We start from the raw sequence: 15,214 nt of genomic DNA, 5'->3' as shown, positions 1-15,214 counted from the left end.
CATTAGGTATCAATCATTTATGTAAACACTGTTGTAGTTTTTAATCTGTATAAGAAACTCTATAAGAACACAACATACAAATTTTTTATCAGCAAATGTCTGAAATTAATAAAACACAAGAAGAGTTTTTAGCGAATTTTAACTGGCACAATTACGAAGAAGGTATTGATGTAGTAGATGAAAAAAACTTAGAAGAATTTGAAGATTTAGTATCTAAAACATTCATCGATACAAAAGATGACGAAGTTGTAGATGGTACTGTAGTTAGAATTACAGATAGAGACGTTATCGTTGATATCAATGCTAAGTCTGAAGGTGTTATCTCTTTAAATGAATTTCGTTACAATCCTAGCTTAAAAGTTGGTGATAAAGTAGAAGTGCTTATCGATATTCGTGAAGATAGAACAGGTCAGTTAGTATTATCTCACAGAAAAGCGCGTACAATCAAAGCTTGGGATAGAGTTATTGCTGCACATGAATCTGGAGAAATCGTTAATGGTTTCGTAAAATGTAGAACTAAAGGTGGAATGATCGTTGATGTATTTGGTATTGAAGCTTTCTTACCAGGTTCTCAAATTGATGTTAAACCAATTAGAGATTACGATCAGTATGTAAACAAAACTATGGAATTTAAAGTTGTGAAAATCAACCACGAATTCAAAAACGTAGTAGTTTCTCATAAAGCACTTATTGAGGCTGATATCGAAGAACAAAAGAAAGAAATCATTGGTCAATTAGAAAAAGGACAAGTTTTAGAAGGTGTGGTTAAAAACATTACTTCTTACGGTGTGTTTATTGACTTAGGTGGTGTAGATGGATTAATCCATATTACTGATCTTTCTTGGTCTAGAATTAATCACCCAAGTGAAGTTCTTGAATTAGATCAAAAATTAAACGTTGTAATCCTTGATTTCGATGATGAGAAAACAAGAATTCAATTAGGTTTAAAACAATTAAATGCTCATCCATGGGATGCTTTAAGTACTGATTTAGCTATTGGTGATAAAGTAAAAGGTAAAGTAGTTGTTTTAGCTGATTACGGTGCTTTCATCGAAGTTGCTGAAGGTGTTGAAGGTTTAATCCACGTTTCTGAAATGTCTTGGTCTACGCATTTGCGTTCTGCTCAAGATTTCATGAAAATTGGAGATGAAGTTGAAGCAGTTATCTTAACTTTAGATAGAGAAGATAGAAAAATGTCATTAGGTATTAAGCAATTAACACAAGATCCTTGGACAGATATTACTGCTAAGTATCCTGTTGCTTCTAGACATACAGGTATTGTAAGAAACTTTACTAACTTCGGAATTTTCGTAGAATTAGAAGAAGGTATTGATGGTTTAGTATATATCTCTGATTTATCTTGGACTAAAAAAATCAAACATCCATCAGAATTTGTAAATGTTGGAGACAATATGGAAGTTGTGGTGTTAGAGTTAGATGTTGATGGTCGTAAGTTATCTTTAGGTCATAAGCAAACTACTGAAAATCCATGGGATAAGCATGAAGCTGCTTTCGCTGTTGGGACTGTTCATAACGGTACTATCGGTGAAATCGTAGATAAAGGTGCTACTGTAGATTTCGGAGATGATGTTGTAGCGTTTATTCCTACTCGTCACTTAGAAAAAGAAGATGGTAAAAAATTGAAAAAAGGTGAAGCAGCTGACTTTAAAGTTATCGAATTCAATAAAGAATTCAAAAGAGTTGTAGCTTCTCACACAGCTATCTTCCGTGAAGAAGAAGAAAAAGCAGTTAAATCTGTAGAAAATAATTCTTCAAACAATAATGTTGAGAAATCTACTTTAGGAGATATCGATGCATTAGCTGAATTAAAAGCGAAAATGGAAAAAGGTGAAAAATAATCACTAGATTCTTTTTTTGAGTCGTCCTAAAATAAGTTGACGAGTTTTACAATAAATTAATTAAAACCAGTGAAGTTAACTTCACTGGTTTTTTCATATACAAAGTTAGGTGTTTTCATATTTAAACTCAAATGAGGTCTTTTACTATTATAGCATTCCACAGACTCTCTAACTAAAAGGTTAAGTTCATCACCTGATTTACATTTGTATATGAGGAATTCTTGTTTTAGAATACCATTTATTCTTTCCGCTAGAGCATTTTGATAACAATCATAGCCATCGGTCATAGAAGCAATAATATTATTTTTGGTTAATTCATTTTGATAAATTTTAGAACAATATTGTAAACCTCTGTCTGAGTGATGTATTAATTGAAGGTTTGTTTTTCTGTTTTTTACTGCCATTCTTAAGGCCTTAACCACACTTTCTGCACTCATGTCATCACTCAAATGATAACCAACTATTTTTCTGCTAAAAACATCTGTAACTAATGATAGATAATGAGTTCTTTTATTAGATTTTATATAAGTTATGTCACTAACAAAAACCTGTTCTATTCTGTTGATATCGATATCTTTAAATAAATTGGGGTACTTACGTAACCAGTGTTTAGAAAAGGTGGTTTTTGTGTAATTTTTCATTGGTTTAACTAGCATTTTTTCTCTTTTCAAATAAGCAAAAAATGCATCTCTCCCGATTTTAATTCTATTTTCAACAAAAGATTGTTCTAGTAAAAAATAAAGTTTTCTTGTGCCTAATCGAGGCATAATTCTTCTTTGTTTTTCAACGAGTTGCTTTACTATTAATAATTCTTTCTCTCGTTCTAAACAACGTGCTTCCTGCTGATAAATAGCTTGTCGGCTTACCCCAAACAATCTACAAGTTCTGGACATACTTATGCCTTCTTCTTGTTGGATGCGTCGGATGGTTTGGGTGAAAACTTTTTTCTAATTTGAGTACCGTATTGACTATCTGAGATATCAATCATGGTGTTTAGCACTGTGTTTTTAAGCTTCTCATCAGCTAATTCTTTCTCTAATCTTTTAATGCTTTGGGCTGGAGTTTCTTTAGATTTGACCATAAACAAAAGCTTGGGGTTACTCCAATCTAAATTACCAAATTTTCTTAACCAAACCAAAACTGTACTTCTACCTTGAATTCCATACTTCTTTTGAGCTTGCTTATAGGTAAGTTCGCCTTTTTCTACTTGAGAAATAACAGCTAATTTAAAGCCCAGATTATAATCGCGTTGACTACGCTTTGCTGGCCTGTTTTCTGATTTATTCATAATAAGTCGATTTTATGTCAACTTATTTCAGGACGGGACATTTAAATAGTAAAAGCCCTGATTTTTTATCAGGGCTTTTTTTGTTTTAAAAATATTTGGTAGTTCAATTGTTGTATTGTAATATTGCAATATAATAATTAAATTATGGGAGTTTCAAAAACAGAGGGTTTTACAGAAGAACAAAATGAAATAGCTAATTTGTTTAAAGCAATGTCGCATCCAGCAAGAATTGCGATTATTCAATATTTATTAAGCGTTGATTCATGTATTTGTGGAGATATTGTAAATGTATTGCCTTTGGCACAACCCACAGTTTCTCAGCACTTAAAAGAACTAAAAAATGCAAATATCATAAAAGGAACTATTGAAGGTACAGCAATTTGTTATTGTCTTAATGAAGCAACTATTGCTATTATAGAAAAACATTTTAAAGGAATATCAAATCAGCTACAAAACAAATGTTGCTAAAGTTAAATACTAATAATAAATTACTTAATTATGAAATTATCAGAAATTAAAACCGCGTTAAAAGAATTGGCAACAATAGCTTTTCAATTACCAAATGGAGAATTAGTACCGAATCATTTTCATGTTACGGAAGTAGGTAAAGTTACGAAGCATTTTATAGATTGTGGTGGAACCGTTCGAAAGGAAGAAGTTGTAAATTTTCAATTATGGGAAGAGAATGACTATGATCATCGTTTGCATCCAGAAAAATTAGTTCATATTATTGAATTGTCTGAGAAAATTATTGGGATTGAAGATTTAGAAATAGAGGTTGAATATCAAATGGCAGCTACTATTGGTAAATTTGATCTTGATTTTGATGGGAAAAACTTTTTGCTAGTATCAAAATTAACTAATTGTTTGGCTAAAGATAAATGCGGAATTCCAACTGAGAAACCAAAAGTTAAAATTGGCGAATGGAAAGAAAAAGAAAATTTATGTAGTCCGAATTCTGGATGTTGTTAATATGAGTGATAAAAGAGAACATTGGGAAACGATTTTTGAAACTAAATCGGAAAAAGAAGTGAGTTGGTTTCAGGAAAAACCAGAAACATCATTGCAGTTAATAAAAGCCTGTAAATTGTCTTTAGATGCTAAAATAATAGACATTGGTGGTGGCGATAGTTTTTTGATAGACAATTTAATTGACTTAGGATATACAAATCTTTATTTGTTAGATATTTCTGAAAATGCGATTAATAAAGTTAAAGCAAGGCTAGGGGATAAGGCTAAGCTTGTTAACTTTTTAGTTACGGATGTATTGGATTATCAGATTGAAAATGAATTTGATATTTGGCATGATAGAGCTTCTTTTCATTTTTTATTGGAAGATTCTGAAGTTGAAAAATATAAAAACAATGTTGTTAGAGCGTTAAAAGATAAATCAAATCTAATTATTGGCGCTTTTTCAGATGAAGGACCTTTGAAATGTAGTGGCTTGCCAATTACACAATATACAGTTGAAAAAATGGAAGCAGTTTTCGAGAATGACTTTCAATTAGAGAACTGTTTTACTGAAGAACACGAAACACCATTTGAAAGTGTGCAAGATTTTATTTTTTGTCATTATAAAAAGTCATAAATGTATTCAATAGTTAAAAATATCATAGAAGAAAAACTTATCCTAGTTTCAAGTGAAAGAAAGGAAGTTTTACAACCGTTAATTGAATTTGTACAGTCAAAAGTAGATAATAAGCAAGCTGTAAATTTAAACTTTATATGTACTCATAATTCGAGAAGAAGTCATTTATCGCAAATTTGGGCACAAACAATGGCTTCTCATTATAGTGTTAATAACGTGAATTGCTATTCTGGCGGAACGGAAGCTACAGCATTGTTTTCAAAAGTAGCAGTAACATTACAAAATCAAGGGTTTCAAATTCAAAAATTGAGCGATGATAGTAATCCTGTGTATGCCATAAAATATTCGGAAAATGAACCTCCAATTATTTGTTTTTCAAAGACATTTGATGATGAATTTAATCCTAGGTTGAATTTTGCAGCAATAATGACATGTTCGTCTGCGGATGAAGGTTGTCCGTTTATTGCTGGAGCAGAAAAACGTTTGCCAATTCGCTACGAGGATCCAAAAATATTTGATGGTACAGATTTAATGGATGTGAAATATTTAGAGAGAAGTATAGAAATAGCTTCAGAAATGAACTATGTTTTTTCTCAAATAAAAAATAATAATTAGTCGCTGCAAAAAAATAATAATAAAATAGAGTAGTGTAAAAACTCTTGCTATTTTCGGTTAATGAATCTATTAGGATTTTAATTTTATAATTATGAAATCAAAAACACAGCTTTTATTAGAACTTTGGATAGAATCTAGAACAAGATTCACAAATCAATTAGAAAATTTTAAACAAGAAGATTTGATGAAAAAATTAGAACCATCTGTTAATAGTGTTGGTTTTTTAATTCGTCATATTGGTGATGTAGAATTGTTATTTGCAAAAAATGTTTTCGGAGCAAAAGAAGTTAAAGTTATTGCAAAAACAGTAATTGATAAAAAAGATACTGGTGAGTGGACAAATTTACAAGAGTTAAAAGCTTATGTTATCTATTCTTTTGATTCTTTAAAGTTAATTGTAGAAAAACAAAGTGAAGAAGATTGGGAAACAACTATTAGTACAAATGAATTTGGTGCAAAAACCAAAGCAGAAGCTTTTGGGCGAATAGTTTCTCACACGGCTTATCACGCTGGTCAAATGGCAATAATTAACAAATATGGAAAATAATAAAACCTATTAAAATGAAAAAAAGATTAGGGTTTTTGGATAAATATTTAACGCTTTGGATTTTTTTAGCGATGTTAATTGGAGTTGGAACAGGTTTTTTTATTCCAAATGCTGCTGGATTTATTAATTCATTTTCTTCTGGAACTACAAATATTCCTTTAGCTATTGGGTTAGTTTTAATGATGTATCCACCTTTAACTAAAATTGATTTTTCAAAAGTACCTTTAATGTTTGCAAAGCCTAAATTATTGGGATTTCTTTTTTTGTTACTTGGATTGTTGGTCCGTTTTTAATGTTTTTATTAGCGACATTTTTCTTGAAAGATTATCCAGAATATATGACAGGTTTAATTATCATCGGAATTGCTCCATGTATTGCAATGGTTATTGTATGGAATGAATTAGCAGAAGGTAATAGAGAATTAACAGCTGGTTTAATAGGGATTAATAGTCTGTTGCAAGTGTTTTTCTTTAGTTTGTATGCTTATTTTTATTTGGAAGTTATGTTGCCTTTATTTGGAATACAAGGTTTAGAATTAGATATTACAATTACTGAAATAGCCAAAACAGTTGGGATTTATTTAGGAATTCCTTTTGCATTAGCCGTTGCGAGTCGTTATTTTATTAAAAAATATGTTGGAGATAAATGGTTTAATCAGAAATTTATTCCGTTTGTTTCTCCAATTACATTGATTGCTTTATTGTTTACAATTGTTGTGATGTTTAGTTTGAAAGGAGAAATGATTGTTGATTTACCTTTAGATGTTGTTCGAATAGCGATTCCATTAGTAATCTTCTTTACTGTTATGTTTTTCTTGATGTTTTTTGTTTCAAAGAAAATTGGAGCCAACTATCGTGATGCAGTTGCCTTGTCGTTTACGGCATCTGGGAATAATTTTGAATTAGCTATTGCAGTTTCTATTGCGGTTTTTGGAATCAATAGTGGGCAAGCTTTTGCAGGAGTTGTTGGTCCTTTAGTAGAAGTCCCAGCTTTGATTATATTGGTAAATGTAGCTTTTTGGTTAAAGAAAAAATATTATAAATAATTTGTATAAAAAATAACCATTAAGATATTAAGTTTCATTTAGTTTTTCTGAATCTTTCTTAATGTCTTAATGGTTCGAATATTTAAATAAATTTCTTTTATTTATCTATAGAACCTAAGACACGTTTCATGAAATCATTTAAAGCTGTTTTTTTATCAGCTCCATCTTTTATCATTTTATGAACTTCAAGAGCTCCATACATATTAGAAATAAGTTCACCTAGTACATCAAGCTCCTCGTCTTTTAAAGAAGAGACCTCGGTTAAGTTTTCTAAAACCTCAATAGTTTCAATTAGATAATCTTGATCGTTATCTTCTATAAATTGTGTCAGCTGTTTAATTACAGGTATTTTCATTTTTTTATATTTTTTAAAAAAATATTAGATTACTTCTTTTACTAATTCTGTTAAGACTTCAACTTTATTAGTTTGCGTTTGATTTACTAATTTTCCATTTTTGAAAGTTGCAAAAGTGGGTAAATTATCAACTGTTGCCAATTTTCTTGACTCAGGGAATTTTTCTGCATCAACCATTAAAAATGGAATCGATTCATTTTCAGAAGCCATTTTTTTAAATTTCGGTTTCATAATTCTGCAGTTTCCACACCATGTTGCAGAGAATTGTACAACTACAGTCTCATTTGAAGCAATAACTTCAGCTAGGTTATCTTGTTCTATTTCTGTAAACATTTTCTTTGTAATTTAAGATTTTAAAATAGTTCCAAGTTTCAAGTTCTCTTTATTGAACTTGAAACTCGAAACAGAGTAATTTATTAGTGAGAAGATAAATAAGCAGCTGTACTGTTTCTGTCAGCACTCATTGCATCTTTTCCTTCTTCCCAGTTTGCAGGACAAACTTCACCTTTAGTTTGAACGTGGGTATAAGCGTCTATTAAACGTAAATATTCATTCACATTTCTACCTAATGGCATATCGTTTACACTTTCGTGGAAGATTTTTCCTTCTTCGTCAATTAAATAAGTAGCTCTGAAAGTTACATTAGAACCTTCTAAGATTTCTTCTTCCATGTTGTCATCATAAACCCATTCTGCATCAAGAATATCTAAAGAAGCAGATAAGTTTCTAGTTGTGTCAGCTAATAAAGGGTAAGTTACTCCTTCAATTCCACCGTTGTCTTTTGCAGTATTTAACCAAGCAAAATGAACTTCATTTGTGTCGCAAGAAGCACCAATAACCATAGTGTTTCTTTTTTCGAAATCACCTAAAGCAGCTTGGAAAGCATGTAGTTCAGTTGGGCAAACAAAAGTAAAATCTTTTGGATACCAAAATAAAAGTACTTTTTTCTTGTTGTTTACAGCTTCTTCTAAAACGTTGATTCTTAAATTGTCACCCATTTCAGAGATTGCATCTACAGTGATGTTTGGGAATTTTTTTCCTACTAATGCCATAGTTTTTTGTGTTTAAATTGTTGTTTTAATTTCTTAAGGCAAAATTATAAATAAAATAACCATAACTAGGATTAAGTTATGGTTATTTCTTATTTTAAAATAGTTTTTAGCTATTATTGAGTTGTTCTTTGATAGCTGAAACTAATTACTTTATTTATAAATCAAATCGGTCTGCATTCATCACTTTTGTCCAAGCTTTTACAAAGTCTTTTACAAATTTTTCTTTTGCATCATCTTGTGCATACACTTCTGCATAAGCTCTAAGTATAGAATTAGAACCAAAAACTAAGTCAGCACGAGTTGCTGTCCATTTTGTATTCCCTGTTTTTCTATCAACTAAATTATAGGAATTTTCTCCTGTAGGCTTCCACGAGTACTTCATATCTGTTAAATTAACAAAGAAATCATTGCTTAAAACGCCTATGTTTTCAGTAAAAACACCATGTTTAGTTCCTCCGTAATTCGTTCCAAGGACTCTCATTCCTCCTAATAAAACTGTCATTTCAGGAGCAGTTAAGCCCATTAATTGTGCTCTGTCTAGCATTAATTCTTCAGGTTTAACAACATATTCTTTTTTTGACCAATTTCTAAAGGCATCATGCGTTGGTTCTAAATCAGAAAATGACTCTGCGTCTGTCATTTCAGCAGTAGCATCACCTCTTCCAGCTAAGAAAGATACTTGTGTTGCAACTCCAGCTTCATGGGCTGCTTTTTCAACTGCAACACTTCCTCCTAAAACGATTAAGTCTGCAAGACTAACTTTTTTAGTTAATCCACTCTGAATTTGAGTTAGGACATTTAGTACTTTTTGTAATCTTTCAGGCTCATTGCCAATCCAGTCTTTTTGTGGAGCTAAACGAATTCTGGCTCCATTTGCACCACCTCTATAATCAGATCTTCTAAAAGTTCTTGCACTATCCCAAGCGGTGTTAATTAATTCTGTTCTTGATAAACCACTATTTAGAATTTTTTCTTTTAAATCTTCTATTTCTGATTCTGTTAATGTGTAAGTAACTTTAGGAATTGGGTCTTGCCAAATTAAATCCTCTTGTGGAACATCAGTCCCTAAATAACGGTCTTTCGGACCTAAATCCCTGTGTGTTAATTTAAACCAAGCTCTTGCAAATACATCAGTAAAATAGTCAGGGTTTTTATAGAATTTTTCTGATATTTCTCTATAGATAGGATCCATTTTCATTGCCATATCGGCATCTGTCATAATCGGATTATTTCTTTTATTTGGATTAAAAGCATCTACTGGTTTGTCTTCTTCCTTGATGTTAATTGGTTCCCATTGCCAAGCTCCAGCAGGACTTTTCTTTAATTCCCATTCATAAGTAAATAATAAATAGAAGTATCCATTATCCCATTGTGTTGGATTTGTTGTCCAAGCACCTTCAAGTCCACTTGTTACAGAATCAACACCAACTCCAGTTCTCGTAGGATTATGCCATCCAAGCCCTTGTTCTTCAATTTCACCTGCTTCTGGTTCCTTTCCTAGAATCGAAGCGTCTCCATTTCCATGTGCTTTTCCTACGGTATGACCACCAGCTGTAAGTGCAACAGTTTCTTCATCATTCATAGCCATACGCTTAAAAGTTGTGCGTACATCAATTGCTGTTTTTAACGGATCTGGTTTTCCATCAACTCCTTCAGGATTAACATAAATTAATCCCATTTGAACTGCTGCTAATGGATTGTCTAATGATTCTCTGTTTTGGTCATTATTATATCGTTCTTTCGTTTCATCTAGCCATTTTTTTTCTGCTCCCCAATAAATATCTTTTTCTGGATGCCAAATATCCTCACGACCGCCAGCAAATCCAAATGTTTTTAACCCCATAGATTCATAAGCCATATTTCCTGCTAAAATCATTAAATCTGCCCATGAAAGTTTATTTCCATACTTCTTTTTAATTGGCCAAAGCAATCGTCTAGCTTTATCTAAACTAGCATTATCAGGCCAGCTGCTTAATGGAGCAAAACGTTGGTTTCCAGTATTACTTCCACCACGACCATCTGTGACTCTGTAGGTTCCTGCTGAATGCCAAGCCATGCGAATCATAAGTCCACCATAATGACCCCAATCTGCTGGCCACCAGTCTTGACTTTCTGTCATGAATTTTTTTAAATCTGTTTTTAATGCTTCTAAATCTATTTTTTTAAATTCTGCTGCATAATTGAATCCTTCTCCTAATGGATTTGTTTTTGTATCGTGCTGATGAAGTATATCTAAGTTTAATGATTCTGGCCACCAATATTGATTATTTGTTCCAGTTGTTATAATATCCTCTTTTTGATGAAAAGGGCATTTACCCAAGCTGTTTGAATGTTCCATAATTGTGCTAATTTATATTTTTTAATAAATGATTTGAAAATCAATTGTTTGTTTACCAAAAATACAAATAAAAAAACCACTACTTCTTTTAAGTAATGGTTAATTTTTATTTTAAAATAGATTTTAGTTATAGTTTTATTATTCTTTAATAGTTGAAACTAATTGTTTTATTTTTATATTGAAAGCTGCAAAAATTAATGTCATGAATGGACTTAATATGTTGAAGAAGGCATATGGAAGATAGTCTAAGGTTTCTACTCCAAGCGTTCCAGATTGATAAGCACCACATGTGTTCCAAGGAATTAATACGGAAGTAACAGTTCCAGAATCTTCTAATGTTCTACTTAAGTTTTCCGGAGCTAAACCTTTGTCTGCATAAGCTTTTGAGAACATTTTCCCAGGAACTACTATTGCTAAATATTGATCTGAAGCGGTAATGTTTAATGCTAAACAACTACCAACAGTTGCTGCGAATAATCCGAATACAGATTTAGCCATTTTTAATAAAGTTTGACTTATTCTTGCTAATGCTCCAATTGCGTCCATAATTCCTCCAAATACCATTGCGCAAACAATTAACCAGATAGTACCAAGCATTTTTTGCATTCCTCCAGATTTAAATAAGTCTTGTAGGGTTTCGTTTTCTGTTGGAATTACAGAATCAGTAGTTATAGCATTTAGAATCCCTTTGTATGCATTTGCAAAGTTTAGGTTTTTACCACCAGAAAGCATGAGTACAATTTCTGGTTGAAAAATAATAGCAAAAATACCTGCTAATAATGTACCAACCAATAATGCAACTAGAGGTTCAGTTTTTTTAATAATTAAACCTATAACAACGACAGGGACTAAAAATAACCAAGGGGTAATGTTGAAAGATTTTTCTATGTCTAAAAGTAAACCTGAAGAATCTGCAATTCCATTTGTATCAACGGTTAGTCCTAAAATTATGAATAAAATTAATGTGATGATAAAAGTAGGAGTAGTTGTTAAAGCCATATATTTAATATGGGTAAATAAATCTGTTCCAGCCATTGCGGGAGCTAAATTTGTAGTGTCTGACATTGGAGATAATTTGTCACCGAAATAAGCTCCAGAGATTACGGCACCAGCAATCATTCCAAGAGGAAAACCAAGTGCTCCTCCAATTCCAATAAGCGCAATACCTACAGTGGCAGAAGTAGTCCAAGAACTACCTGTCGCGATAGATATTACTGCACAAATAACTAATGTAGCTGGTAGAAATATTGCAGGGCTTAAAATTTGTAGACCATAATATATCATCGATGGAATAATACCACTTACTAACCATGTTCCTGCAAGTGCACCGACCATTAGTAAGATTAAAATGGCACCAGCAGTAGATTTTATGTTTTCAGCAACTTCATCAATCATTTTCTGGTAAGATACTTTGTTGAAAAAGCCTACGATTGCAGCAACTGAAGCACCTAATAGTAAGACAAATTGATTGCTTCCGCCTAGCGCATCGTCACCAAATATGTAAACGTTATAACCTAGCATTGCTATTAATGCAAAAACAGGAATTAGAGCTTCCCAAATGCTTAATTCTTTATTTGAATTTATTTTAGTATCCATTTATTGTTTTTTGAGGATGCAAGATAGAAAAAAGAGTTAGTAATGACAAAGATGTCTAGCTTCAAAAATGACTTAATTTTCATTATTTAGATTTTTTTCTTAATTTTTTGTATATATGTGAAAATCACTTTTTTCTAAATGTGTTTTTTATGATGTCATTTGGGAAAACAACAATACTTTCATGATTGTTTTCTCCAACTGCTGCAACACCAAAGAAATAGTTGTCAATTATAATACCTTTTAATTCGAAATTATCAACATTTCCTACAAATCTGCTGTGTTCCCATTGTGAAGAAGTGGTGAGCCTCCAATAAATTTTATAACCTTTTATGGTTGTGTCTTCACTTTTTTTCCATCTTAATTTTACATTTGGTTCAACAATTCCTCCAATTAAAACATTTTCAGGTGCTGGTGGTGACCAAGCTAATGCTGCTAGATTTATTGCGTTAACCGTTGTGAGCTTTTTTGTGTATTCAAAATTTACGCCCTCTAAAATGTCGCCATATTTTATACCGTTTTCTTCTCTAATGTTTTGATGTTGACGGTTGTAATTTTCGTGTGCTTCCATAATTCTAACACCTGCAAAGCCTAAATCATTAAAAGGACGATGATGTCCGCCTCTTCCAAATCGATCCAAACGATAAATCATCATTGGATTCATTTCTGGCATATATGTTTTGGTTGTTTTTTCAATGTAGCGTGCTAATTGCCTTGAAATACCGTCAACTTCTCCACCATAAAAGCGTCTTAGATTACGTTCTTTGTCTGTTTCGTTTGTTGGAGTTGGCTCAGAGAATATTCGAAATGTTCTATTGTCAATAATACCATCAACTCCTTCAATGTTTCCAATCATATCGTTGTTTAAAACCCCAATAATTTCCCATCCTTTGTTTTTGGCATAGGTTGCAAAGCCTTTTCCTCCAAATAATCCTTGTTCTTCACCTGAAAGTCCTAGATAAATGATGCTGTTTTCGAATTTGTAATTAGATAATACTCTTGCTGCTTCTATTGTTCCTGCCATACCAGTAGCATTATCATTTGCGCCAGGTGCATCAGTAGAAAAATCCATAGTGTCAGAATTCCTACTATCAATATCACCACTCATAATAACAAATCGATTTGGGTATTTTGTTCCTTTTTGTATCGCAACAACATTTACAATCCAAGTATCTTTAGGGACTCTTTCTCCATCATTGGTAGTAACGAAATCTTTTTGATAGAAAACATCTAAACAGTTTGTGCAATTCTTTGAAATGTTTTCGAATTCTTTTTTAATCCACCTTCTTGCTGCTCCAATACCTCGTGTGTTAGAAACGGTGTCGCTAAAAGTGTTTCTTGTTCCGAAGTTCGTAAGTTTTGTAATGTCTTTTTTTATTCTTTCTACTGAAACTTCATCAATGATGTTGTAAATTTTCGAATCGGTTTGAGTATGTCCTAAGTAGGAAAAAAGTAATAATACTATAAGATTGGTTTTTTTCATAGTCTGCATTTTTTCAAAGATAAAAAAAACCGTTTGACTAAATTTAGACTGCACCCAAAAGGTTAGACAAATTTATAATTAATTTTGATAATAATGAGCTCGATATTTTATCGGGCTCATTTTGTTTAAATTTGATTTAATTCTTTCATTATTATAATAACTTATATATTCTATTATCTCCTTTTTTAATTCTTCAATAGACTTGTATTTTTTTAGATAAAACAGCTCTGATTTTAATATTCCAAAGAAGTTTTCAATAATGGCATTGTCTAAACAATTTGCTTTTCTAGACATACTTTGTGTAATCCCTTTTTGTTTCAATAAATATTGATAGTGCTTCATTTGATATTGCCAACCTTGGTCAGAGTGTAAAATTAAATTAGTCTTATTTGGTATTTTCTTAAATGCTTTTTTAAGCATCATAACTACCTGATTAAATACAGGTCGTTCTGTTAACTCATAACTAATAATTTCTTGATTAAATAAGTCAATTATCGGTGATAAATATAGCTTCTTTCCAGAGACATTAAACTCGGTAACATCAGTTGCCCATTTTTGATTTGGTGCTGTTGCTTTAAAATTTCTTTCTAAAATATTAGGAGCTATTTTACCATGCTCTCCTTTATATGATCTATACTTTTTAACTCTAATGACGCTTTTTAATCCTAATAATTTCATTAACCTGAAAACTGTTTTATGATTAATAATTATTCCTTTATTTTGAAGTTCATCAGTTACTCTTCGATAACCATAACGACCTTTATGTTTGTGATAAATCGATTTAATCAGTTCTTTAACTACTCTATATTTATCACTTAATTTACTTTGTTTTTGATGATAATAAAAACTACTTCTTGCCATATTTGTATAATTTAAAAGTACTTTTAAATCATATTTATGCCTTAATTCCATTATGACTAGCGCTTGTTGGCTCTTTCTTCCGCCTGAATTAAGGCTTGTAACTTTTTTAAATAATCATTCTCACAACGTAATGCTTCATTTTCCTTAAGAAGTTCTTCTTCTCTGGTTAGTGGCTTAGCTGATTTGCTTTTTTTGCTTTTAAAATTCATAGATCTTGGTCTTCCTTTAATTTTTGGTTGTAGTCCTTCAAAACCAAAGTTAACAAAATCTTTTTTCCATTTTACAATAATAGCTAAATCAGGAATATTAAACTTTAAACAAGTATCTATTAATGAAAGTGATTCCTTTTCTATAGTTTTTAATACTTTTAGCTTAAAATCAGCTGAATAACTTTGATTTCTCCTGGGTAATAAACCCTCTTTTCCATAGCTTTTATAAAATCTAATCCACTTACGAATATTAGATTCGTCTGGACCTTTTAACTTTGAAACATATAAATTTGAATAATGTTTCTTTAATACTAATTCTACACATTCTAACTTAAATGCATAAGAATACTTGACTTTTCTTTCCATAAAAAATGCCCCAAA

Annotated in this window: 14 protein-coding genes and 1 pseudogene; 7 read left to right on the top strand and 8 right to left on the bottom strand. The window is 31.4% G+C overall.

The window, feature by feature from the left end:
* The first annotated feature begins 95 nt into the window (after positions 1–95).
* The gene (gene rpsA / locus L2Z92_RS01755; RefSeq protein ID WP_236457135.1) at positions 96–1,859 is read left to right on the top strand and encodes a 30S ribosomal protein S1; all 1,764 of its coding nucleotides are present in this window, start codon (positions 96–98) and stop codon (positions 1,857–1,859) included.
* A gap of 56 nt (positions 1,860–1,915) precedes the next feature.
* Here rpsA and L2Z92_RS01750 read toward each other — a convergent pair.
* Positions 1,916–3,147, bottom strand: a protein-coding gene (locus L2Z92_RS01750) for an IS3 family transposase (RefSeq protein ID WP_236454916.1) whose coding sequence is annotated in 2 segments (ribosomal slippage) — positions 1,916–2,787 and positions 2,787–3,147 — 1,233 coding nt in all. Because the reading frame shifts where the segments join, the coding sequence is not laid out codon by codon here.
* 144 nt (positions 3,148–3,291) lie between these two features.
* Here L2Z92_RS01750 and L2Z92_RS01745 point away from each other — a divergent pair.
* The 6 genes and pseudogenes from L2Z92_RS01745 (at position 3,292) to arsB (ending at position 6,942) form a co-directional block, all read left to right on the top strand.
* Positions 3,292–3,615, top strand: a complete 324-nt coding sequence (locus L2Z92_RS01745) for an ArsR/SmtB family transcription factor (protein WP_236457134.1) — start codon at positions 3,292–3,294, stop codon at positions 3,613–3,615.
* A gap of 30 nt (positions 3,616–3,645) precedes the next feature.
* Positions 3,646–4,119: a DUF6428 family protein gene (locus L2Z92_RS01740; protein WP_236457133.1), complete on the top strand. Its 474-nt coding sequence runs from the start codon at positions 3,646–3,648 to the stop codon at positions 4,117–4,119.
* Between the two features lies 1 nt (position 4,120).
* Entirely contained in the window at positions 4,121–4,735 is a 615-nt protein-coding gene (locus L2Z92_RS01735; protein WP_236457132.1) for a class I SAM-dependent methyltransferase, read from the top strand.
* A complete protein-coding gene (locus L2Z92_RS01730; protein ID WP_236457131.1) occupies positions 4,736–5,350 on the top strand; it encodes an arsenate-mycothiol transferase ArsC in 615 nt (204 codons plus the stop codon).
* A gap of 91 nt (positions 5,351–5,441) precedes the next feature.
* Complete coding sequence (locus L2Z92_RS01725; protein ID WP_236457130.1) at positions 5,442–5,897, top strand: DinB family protein; 456 nt, start codon at positions 5,442–5,444, stop codon at positions 5,895–5,897.
* 14 nt (positions 5,898–5,911) lie between these two features.
* A pseudogene (gene arsB / locus L2Z92_RS01720) lies at positions 5,912–6,942 on the top strand (ACR3 family arsenite efflux transporter).
* A gap of 97 nt (positions 6,943–7,039) precedes the next feature.
* Here arsB and L2Z92_RS01715 read toward each other — a convergent pair.
* From L2Z92_RS01715 to L2Z92_RS21430, 7 genes are all read right to left on the bottom strand, one after another.
* On the bottom strand, positions 7,040–7,297 hold the full coding sequence (locus L2Z92_RS01715) for a DUF6952 family protein (protein ID WP_236457129.1): 258 nt from the start codon (positions 7,295–7,297) through the stop codon (positions 7,040–7,042).
* Positions 7,298–7,321: 24 nt separating this feature from the next.
* The gene (locus L2Z92_RS01710) at positions 7,322–7,630 is read right to left on the bottom strand and encodes a thioredoxin family protein (RefSeq protein WP_236457128.1); all 309 of its coding nucleotides are present in this window, start codon (positions 7,628–7,630) and stop codon (positions 7,322–7,324) included.
* An 83-nt stretch (positions 7,631–7,713) separates the two neighbouring features.
* Positions 7,714–8,349, bottom strand: a complete 636-nt coding sequence (locus L2Z92_RS01705) for a peroxiredoxin (RefSeq protein ID WP_236457127.1) — start codon at positions 8,347–8,349, stop codon at positions 7,714–7,716.
* A gap of 154 nt (positions 8,350–8,503) precedes the next feature.
* The gene (gene katG, locus L2Z92_RS01700) at positions 8,504–10,687 is read right to left on the bottom strand and encodes a catalase/peroxidase HPI (RefSeq protein WP_236457126.1); all 2,184 of its coding nucleotides are present in this window, start codon (positions 10,685–10,687) and stop codon (positions 8,504–8,506) included.
* Positions 10,688–10,825: 138 nt separating this feature from the next.
* Positions 10,826–12,283, bottom strand: a complete 1,458-nt coding sequence (nhaC, locus tag L2Z92_RS01695; protein ID WP_236457125.1) for a Na+/H+ antiporter NhaC — start codon at positions 12,281–12,283, stop codon at positions 10,826–10,828.
* 124 nt (positions 12,284–12,407) lie between these two features.
* On the bottom strand, positions 12,408–13,763 hold the full coding sequence (locus L2Z92_RS01690; RefSeq protein WP_236457124.1) for a M28 family peptidase: 1,356 nt from the start codon (positions 13,761–13,763) through the stop codon (positions 12,408–12,410).
* A 78-nt stretch (positions 13,764–13,841) separates the two neighbouring features.
* A protein-coding gene (locus tag L2Z92_RS21430; RefSeq protein ID WP_407647538.1) for an IS3 family transposase occupies positions 13,842–15,199 on the bottom strand; the annotation gives its coding sequence in 2 pieces (ribosomal slippage) (positions 13,842–14,719 and positions 14,719–15,199; 1,359 coding nt in all).
* Between the last annotated feature and the right edge of the window lie 15 nt (positions 15,200–15,214).

This window comes from Flavobacterium jumunjinense (genome assembly GCF_021650975.2).
Classification (GTDB): domain Bacteria; phylum Bacteroidota; class Bacteroidia; order Flavobacteriales; family Flavobacteriaceae; genus Flavobacterium; species Flavobacterium jumunjinense.
The sequence above is the reverse complement of the archived record's forward strand: the minus strand, read 5'-3'. Positions and strand labels throughout refer to the sequence as shown.